This is a genomic window from Alloalcanivorax xenomutans (genome assembly GCF_900217905.1).
Lineage (GTDB): Bacteria > Pseudomonadota > Gammaproteobacteria > Pseudomonadales > Alcanivoracaceae > Alloalcanivorax > Alloalcanivorax xenomutans.
The window spans coordinates 113,708-121,610 of the sequence record NZ_OBMO01000017.1 but is presented as its reverse complement, the minus strand read 5'-3'; the positions used below and the strand labels follow the sequence as shown (position 1 = coordinate 121,610).

The window sequence follows — 7,903 nt, the reverse complement described above, 5'->3', positions numbered from 1 at the left end:
CCCAAAGTACGACGCCACATGACGCTGGGAGGGCTCACCCCCAACGCCTATGCGGCTACTTTACAGTCCGTGTCTACTTAAATGGGGCCAGTCCAGTGATCCGCAATTCAGGAGGCCGCGCTCAAAACCTGGGTGCGGCATCTTTGTCCTGAAAAACGCCGCGGTTCAATTTGGCATCTGCTGATACGCAAACGGCTATTGCGAAACCGCAATCTGTTTTGACTTTCGCTGTTCACTATTCACTGTTAACTATTAACTGCTTTCCCGAGGGTTTATGGCTGAGCAACCACACCGCTACCTGGCCCTGTGCCGGCCCGGGTTTGAGTCGGATCTGGCGGCGGAGCTGTCGGATCGGGCCGCTGATCTGGGCGCCGCCGGTTATCCGCAGGCGCAACCGGATAGCGGCTGCGTGTTCTGGGAGAACCTGCAAGGGGATCCGGCGCCGATTCTGGAGAGCGGGCTGATTTTCGCCCGGACCTTCTATCCGCTGGTGGCGGCGTTCGACGATCTGCCGGAGCGGGACCGCATTGGCGCCTTGTGGCCGGAATTGAAACGCAACGGCCCTTACACGGAGCTGTATCTGGAACACGCGGACACTAATGACCGCCGTGAACTGGCCGGTTTCCTGCGTGGCTTCCGCAAGGCCCTGGAGCCGCGTCTGCGCAGGGAAGGGTTGCTGCGCTCACATGCCGGTCAGCGTTTACACCTTTATTTCGACGATTCCCGCCACGGCCATATCGGTGTCAGCCCGGCCCGGCTGCCATTGCCGGAAGGGGGAATTCAGCGGCTGCGACTGGCGCCGGAGGCGCCGAGCCGGTCGGCGTTGAAACTGGAGGAGGCGATGCTGCGTTTCCTCGGTCGCGGCCGGCCGGAGGGGCTGCACACGGCGGTGGACCTGGGCGCCGCTCCCGGCGGTTGGAGCTGGCAGCTGGCGCGTTTGGGTATCAAGGTCACCGGCATCGATCATGGCCGTCTTGATACCCGCCTGCTGGAGGAATACCCGGTACGGCACGTTTCCGCCGACGCCTTCACCTGGCGCCCGGAGCGGCCGGTGGACCTGGTGGTCTGCGATGTGGTGGACAAGCCGGCGCGCACGCAATCGCTGATGCTGAAATGGCTCACCCAGGGCTGGGCCCGGACGGCGTTGTTCAATCTGAAATTGCCGATGGCGCGCCGTTATCGTGAGTCGCGGGTGCTGTTGGAACGGTTGGCGGAAGGCCTGGAAAAACAAGGATTGGCCGCGCGCATCAACGCCGCCCATCTGTACTACGATCGCGAGGAAATCACCGTCTGGGTGGATACCCGTGCCCCCTGAGCGCGGTCCGGCCCCGGCATACGTGCTGCTGACCCTGGCCGGGCTCTATTTTCTGCAAGGTCTGCCCTCCGGGTTGCTGGCCAAGGCGGTGCCGGCGCTGGCCCGGGAAGCGGGACTGTCCACGCAATGGATTGGTCTGCTGGCTCTGGCGGCGTTGCCCTGGGCGCTGAAGTTTCTGTGGGCGCCCTGGGTGGATCCGGGGGCCGGTGCCCGCGCCGGCCACCGCCTGCGCTGGGTGGCGTGGGCACAGCTGCTGGTGATGGCACTGTTGCTGGTGCTGTCGTTGTTGGAGCGCCCGCTTTGGTTTGGCGAGGCGTTTCCGGTTCTGCTTTTGATCCTGTTCCTGATCAATCTGGCCAGTGCCACCCAGGACGTGGCCGCCGATGGCCTGGCGGTACGCTGGCTCAGGGGCGACCTGCGTGGCCTTGGTAATGGCATCCAGGTGTCCGGCTACAAGATCGGGTTGATTCTCAGCGGTGGTCTTTTTCTGATCGCCAACGACCTGATCGGCTGGCGCGGCTCGTTGTGGTTGCTGACCGTGATGATTGGCGTGCTGTTGATTGGAATCTTGCGTTTCCCTGAACCGGCGGAGGCCGCGGCGCCGTTTCCACGGCGGCGTGGGGTGCTGTGGTGGTGGCAGCGGTCACGTGACTTCTGGTGGCGGCCGGGGCTGCTGCTCTGGGCGGTGATCCTGCTCGGTTACAAGGTCGGTGACGGGTTTGGTAGCCGCATGATCAAGCCCTATCTGGTGGATCAGGGCTGGACGCTTGCCGCCGTCGGACGGCTCGACCTGGTGGCCTCGCTGGTGGGACTGCTCAGTGCCTTGCTGGCCGGCGTGCTGATGCGCCGCTGGCATTATCGACGGGCCCTGGTGGGGCTGGGTCTGTGGCAGGGGCTCGCGTTCGTGGGCTGGTGGTGGGTGGCTCGGAGCGATGCCGGCGTGCCGACGATATGGGCGGTTTCCCTGTTCGAGCAGGCGGCGGACGGTGCCTCCACGGTGGCCTTGTTCGTGGTGATGATGGCCTATTGCCGGTCCGGCTCGGAAGGGGGGGATTACACGCTGCAAGCGTCGTTGCAACTGATGGCGGTGGGATTGTTCACGCTGGCCAGCGGGTTCAGCGCCGGTTACTTCGGCTATGCCGGCCATTTCCTGCTGGCGGCGCTGCTGGGCTGCGCGGTGGCCTTGCTGGCGCTGGCCTGGCGACCACCGCTTGGGCCCGGCGTGACGGGGCGTTATACTGGCGCGCCCGATCACTCCTGAATCTCCGCGGAAATACCATGTCCGACGCCATTGACGCCCAGCACCACCTCGACGCCACCGGTCTGCTATGCCCGGAGCCGGTGATGTTGCTGCACAGCAAAGTGCGTGACATGGCGCCGGGAGAGGTGCTGGAAGTCCGCGCCACTGATCCCTCCACCGAACGGGATATCCCCAAGTTCTGCCAGTTCCTGGGCCACACTCTGTTGGCCCGGCGGCAGGACGGCGAGCTGTTCCTTTATTGGATCGAGAAAAAGCGCTGAGAGTGCTCGTACGCAACATGCCAATCGCGGCCACGTGAAGTGGCGGCGATTTCCCTCGGAAGGAACTACGAAGTCGCTGTAACAGCAGGGCGCCGGGCGGCTTGCCTTGCAAGCGAATATCCTGCCGCAATCCCTTCGCTTGCAAGGCAAGCTCCTACAGCGGCCTTGTGCCGATTCTGATTATCCTGCCTGGCAAGAAAAACTCCATTCTGAGTATGTGGGTATTGCCATTTCCAAACGCCATTCCTCTCCGAATTTTTCCTTCATTTCAATGAATTTTTTGTTGTCCTTTGTTGAAAATGAGACCCTCATGACAACGAATAACCTCATAAAAAATAGTGCTTTGCGCGATTCAGCGGGTCCAGTTCCGATTTCATGACATTGCACTTGTTTTCTCTTTCTTGCCCTGGCTAGATGCTGTCATCGATTGTTCAGACGAATCGGTTAGAACAATAACCGTGACACCGGGAAGACGGTGAAGCTCGGGATACAAACAGCTTATTACGCCAAGCATAACGTCAAATAAGTAACGCCAGATAAGGGACCATGGTTCCGGTTTGATGCCGGACGGGAATCGTCGTGCCACGGCGCGGCCAAGTGCACTATCAAGGATGGAGAAGGAACATGGCGGGTGATACCGGCAATACGTTGAAAACACGCTACGTACCCATCGAGCGGATCTCCTTCATCGACATGAAGGAGATGTACGGACTCTACGAAAAGTACTACCAGAACGTGTCCCTGGAGGTCTTCGTCAAGGATATGTCGGAGAAGAGCGGCGTCTTCATGGTGCGCCGGACCCTGGATCAGCAGGTGGTGGGCTTCTCGACACTGAAAACCGTGCCGATGAACGTCAGGGGGCGGGCGGCCACCGGGGTCTTCAGTGGTGACACCATCCTCGAGAAACAATACTGGGGGGATCGCTCCCTGCAGACCGCTTTCCTGCGTTGGATGGTGCGGGAAAAAATGAAACGCCCGACCAGGATGTTGGTGTGGCTGCTGATCTCCAAGGGCTACAAGACTTACTTGCTGCTGGCCAATAACTTCAAACGGTATTATCCCCATCCCGATGGCGAGCATCAGGATCTGGCGGAATACGTCGACCACTATTGCGAGCGGCTCTATTCCGGCAGCTATTGCTCCGAGCGCAAGCTGCTGGACTTCGGCGAAAACTACTCCGCGCTCAAGGGCGCGGTGGCGCCGATTTCCCAGGACATGCGCGACGGCAACGTCAAGATCCGCTTCTTCGAGGAGCGTAACCCGACCTGGGAACGGGGCACCGAACTGCCCTGTGTGGGTGTCTTTGATCGCGGCACGGTGCAGGCCTATCTGGCCAAACTGTGGCGCAAGCGGCCGCGCCGCCTGCGTCTGGCCGTCCGTCCGGCAGCGTACGAATAAGGAGAGGGTATGCTCAGCCAACGGCTATTGCATCTGGGGGTGCTGCCCGCCGGACGGCGTTTCCGCACCGGCCTCTCCCATCTGGAGCACACCCAGCGCTTTCGTCATCGCCAGTTGATGCGGCAAGTGGCGGCGTCGCCGGCGGGGCGGGAGCAAGGGATCGGTGAGAACTGGTCCTGGGAGCGTTTCGCCGAACGGTTGCCGGTTACCGGCTACGAAGACTGGCGCGCCCGGGTGGAGCAGGGCCGGCGCGACGGTGTCAACCCACTGATCGCCTCACCCACCGCCCGTTACCAGCCAACCAGTGGTTCCACCTCGGCGATCAAATGGATTCCTTACAGCCGCGCCTTTCTCGGCGAACTGGACGGCGCCATCGGCCCCTGGCTGGCGGACCTTTATCAGCGTTATCCGAAGCTGCGGCACGGCCGGCATTATTGGTCGCTGTCCTGGATGCCCACCGCGCTGCGAGAGTCCCTCGGCGAGGAACTGAATGACGACCTGGCGTTGATGTCCTGGGGCAAGCGGTTGATCGCCGGCGCCACCCAGAGCGTGCCGTCCACGGTGGCTCTGGCCCGCACCTCCGACGATTCCCTGTTCGCCACCCTGGCTTACCTGGTCGCCGACCGCCGCCTGAGTCTGCTGTCGGTGTGGAGTCCCACCTTCGGTATCGGCCTGCTGGAAGGTCTGGCCAAGTGGCGCGAGGAACTGGCGGAAGTGTTGAACCAGGGGGACTGGGGATTGCGGCGAGCGGCGATGGCGGAGTCCGGGTGTCCGCGTTGTCCCCGTGCGGCCGCCCTGCTCAGGGCTTGGGATGGTGAGCTGGCGGCGGATTTTTTCCGTGTCCTGTGGCCGGCGCTGGCGTTGGTCAGCGCCTGGGATACCGCCGCGTCCGAACCTTGGGCACGGCGCCTGCAATCGCTGTTGCCGCACGCGGAGTTCCAGGGCAAGGGATTGTGGGCCACCGAAGGGGTGGTGACCTTTCCCTGTCAGGGCCGTTACCCGCTGGCGTATCGCAGCCACGTGTATGAGTTCCAGGATCCGGATGACGGTGCCATCTATGCCCCCTGGGAGCTGGAAGCCGGGCAGCGGGTGATGCCGTTGCTGAGTACCGGCAGCGGCTTGCTGCGCTACCGGCTCAATGACCTGGTGGAAGTGACCGAACATTGGCGCACGGTGCCTTGCCTGCGTTTCCTGGGGCGGCGTGGCACCGTCGATCTGGTTGGCGAGAAGATGACCGGCGAGGCAGTCAACGACGCGTTCGCGCGGGCGCCATTGCCACCCGGCGTGACGCCGGTGGGCGTGGTGGCCTGTGATGATGCCGGTGACGGGAAACCCGGTTATCTGGCGCTGCTGGAAGGCTCGCCGCAAACGCCGGTGGCACCGCTGGCCGAGCATCTGGAGCAGGCCCTCGGCGGCCATTTCCATTATCGTCTCGCGCGCAATCTGCACCAGCTGGCGCCGCTGCGGTGTGTGGTGCTGGCGGACATGCGCGAACGTTATCTGGGCCATTGCCGGGACCAGGGCATGATCGAGGGCAACATCAAGATCGAGTCCCTGCGTGCCTGGCCGGGAACCGCGCCGGCTTTCCTCGCGCCATCGGCATCGCCGGTTTCAGTCTGAGGAGGGGCCATGCGTATCCGAAGAGCCACCAGTCAGGACAACCCGGCGATCTTGGCGTTGCTGGAAAACACGCCGCAGCCGGGGGCGATGTCATTGACGTTTGAACGGCGCCCGGATTATTTCCGCGGGGCCGCCATCACCTGTGAAGAACCGGAAGTCTGGGTGGCGGAGACTGACGGGCCCTCGCCGGAGCTGGGCGCCGTGTACAACGTGGGCCGTCGCCGCGTATGGGTGAATGGCGATTGCGTGCCAATCCGCTATGCGCATGATCTGCGTATCGCGCCCCGGCATCAGGGCAGCCGCTTGTTGTTTCGCCTGTTCCGCACTTTGAAAACCACTCTGCACGAAGCGGAGTGGATGCAGACGGTGATCCTGCGCGATAACGGAGTATCACGGAATACCGTGGCCAGCGGCCGCGCCGGGCTGCCTGGCTATTATCCCTTTGGCACCATCGAGACCAGCGTGATCCATACCCGCCCGGGCCGCTTTCGGGCGCCGGCGGGGCTCACCGTGCGCGCCATGACCGGGGCGGATCGCGGCGCGCTGCTGGCGTTGCTGGAACGGGAAGGGCCGCGCAAGCAGTTTTTCCCCCGGCTGGACCTGAGTGAGCTGTACTCCTCTCCTTATTTTCATGGCCTGAGCCTGGGCGACTGGGTCGGCGTCTGGCAGGGGACGACACTGAAGGGGGTCCTGGGGAGCTGGAACCAGAGCGATATCAAGCAGACGCGGGTAAATGGCTATCGCGGCGCTCTGGAATGGCTGCGGCCGTTGCTTAATGCCACCCGCCCGTTGCATGGCGGTTTGCGGTTGCCGGCGCCGGGCGAGTGTTTGTCGTTTGTCACGCTGCACACCCTGGTGACCGAGAACAACGACCCGCAATGGCTGGCGCCGCTACTGGAGCACGCCGTGCACGCCCATCATCGCGATCACGGCGCGGTGGTGTGCGGCTTCTTCACGCAGGACCCGTTGCGCGACGCGGTGCGCGGCTTTCGCCGCCGTACTCTGTTCAGCGACCATTATCTGGTCAGTTATGGTGAAGACCCGCGTCCGCGATTGCAGCCGGACCGGATCCCTTACGTGGAAGTGGCCCGGCTATGACGGCGGCGGATAAGGATTATATCGGCATGTGGTATCGGGCACGGCGCCGCTGCGGCATCGACGATGCCATCCACTTCGCGGTGATCGATCCGGAGGGCGCTGGTGAGCGGCGCTATTCGATTCCCCATCGACATCACGATGGCATCGGCGGATTGCTGGTGTTGCTGCGGCAATGGGGAGTACCGTTGCCGCCGGTGCCACACAGCCGTCAGAGTTCGCCTCCTCCCTGGTGGCAATGGCTGCGGGCACCGGGGGCGCCGCCCGGACAGCCGCTTCCCTGGCGCCGTCTGCGTGGCCCCGAACCCCACGGCCAGGTGGAAACCACGTGTTTCGACCCCGAAGCCACGGCGGCGATCATGGCGCGGGCGAAGCAGGAGCACGGTTCGTTGAACAGTTTATTGCTGCATCGTCTGCATCGGGCGGTGGGCGAAACGCTGTTGGAGACGCCGTCCACCGGCAGTTGGTTATATCCGGTGAATATGCGCGGCGCGGTGAGCCGCCCCCGGGATGACATGAACCTGTCCAGTGGTTTTTATGTGCCGGTGGCGCCGGAGCAATCGGTGGCGGTGTTGTACGCCGCTTTGCGCGAGGGGCTGCGCCAGCAGCAGCACTGGCGTTTCTGGCACCTGGCGCATGTGGGCCGCTGGGTTGGTGAGCGCGGGGTGGATTGGTTATGCCGGCGTATGCTCGAGGGGCCCGGTCATCTCGGCTCGTTCAGCAACCTGGGGGTTTGGCGGCTCGATCTCGGTGCCGCCGGCTTTTCCGATTCCGCTTGTCTGGCGGTATGCGGGCCGGGCAGCCCCAATCATCCGGTCGCCAATGGCGCCATTATCGTCAACGGCCGGTTGACTCTGTCGCTGCGGGTGGACGCCTCATTGATGGCGGGGCGCCTGGCCACGCGAAAATGCCTGAATCTGTGGCGCCACTTTCTGTTGGAAGAGGACGCTTGAT

8 protein-coding genes are annotated in these 7,903 nt (G+C 63.3%); all 8 read left to right on the top strand.

Annotated features, from left to right (window positions below):
* Positions 1-274: 274 nt before the first annotated feature.
* Entirely contained in the window at positions 275-1,315 is a 1,041-nt protein-coding gene (gene rlmM / locus CRO06_RS14450; RefSeq protein WP_097058747.1) for a 23S rRNA (cytidine(2498)-2'-O)-methyltransferase RlmM, read from the top strand.
* Positions 1,305-2,576, top strand: coding sequence for an MFS transporter (locus CRO06_RS14445; protein ID WP_244902837.1), 1,272 nt, complete (start codon positions 1,305-1,307; stop codon positions 2,574-2,576). The genes rlmM and CRO06_RS14445 overlap by 11 nt, the downstream gene beginning before the upstream one ends.
* Positions 2,577-2,593: 17 nt before the next feature.
* Positions 2,594-2,836: a sulfurtransferase TusA gene (gene tusA / locus CRO06_RS14440; protein WP_022994585.1), complete on the top strand. Its 243-nt coding sequence runs from the start codon at positions 2,594-2,596 to the stop codon at positions 2,834-2,836.
* Positions 2,837-2,942: 106 nt separating this feature from the next.
* Entirely contained in the window at positions 2,943-3,215 is a 273-nt protein-coding gene (locus CRO06_RS19950; RefSeq protein WP_143247745.1) for a hypothetical protein, read from the top strand.
* Positions 3,216-3,460: 245 nt separating this feature from the next.
* The gene (locus tag CRO06_RS14435; RefSeq protein WP_022994586.1) at positions 3,461-4,234 is read left to right on the top strand and encodes a hypothetical protein; all 774 of its coding nucleotides are present in this window, start codon (positions 3,461-3,463) and stop codon (positions 4,232-4,234) included.
* Positions 4,235-4,243: 9 nt separating this feature from the next.
* Complete coding sequence (locus tag CRO06_RS14430) at positions 4,244-5,854, top strand: GH3 family acyl-acid amido synthetase (RefSeq protein WP_055099306.1); 1,611 nt, start codon at positions 4,244-4,246, stop codon at positions 5,852-5,854.
* Between the two features lie 9 nt (positions 5,855-5,863).
* Positions 5,864-6,952 (top strand): GNAT family N-acetyltransferase, encoded by a 1,089-nt coding sequence (locus tag CRO06_RS14425; protein WP_097058746.1) that lies wholly within the window; start codon positions 5,864-5,866, stop codon positions 6,950-6,952.
* Positions 6,949-7,902, top strand: a complete 954-nt coding sequence (locus CRO06_RS14420) for a hypothetical protein (protein ID WP_097058745.1) — start codon at positions 6,949-6,951, stop codon at positions 7,900-7,902. Before CRO06_RS14425 ends, CRO06_RS14420 begins: the two co-directional genes overlap by 4 nt.
* The last annotated feature ends 1 nt before the right edge of the window (position 7,903 follow it).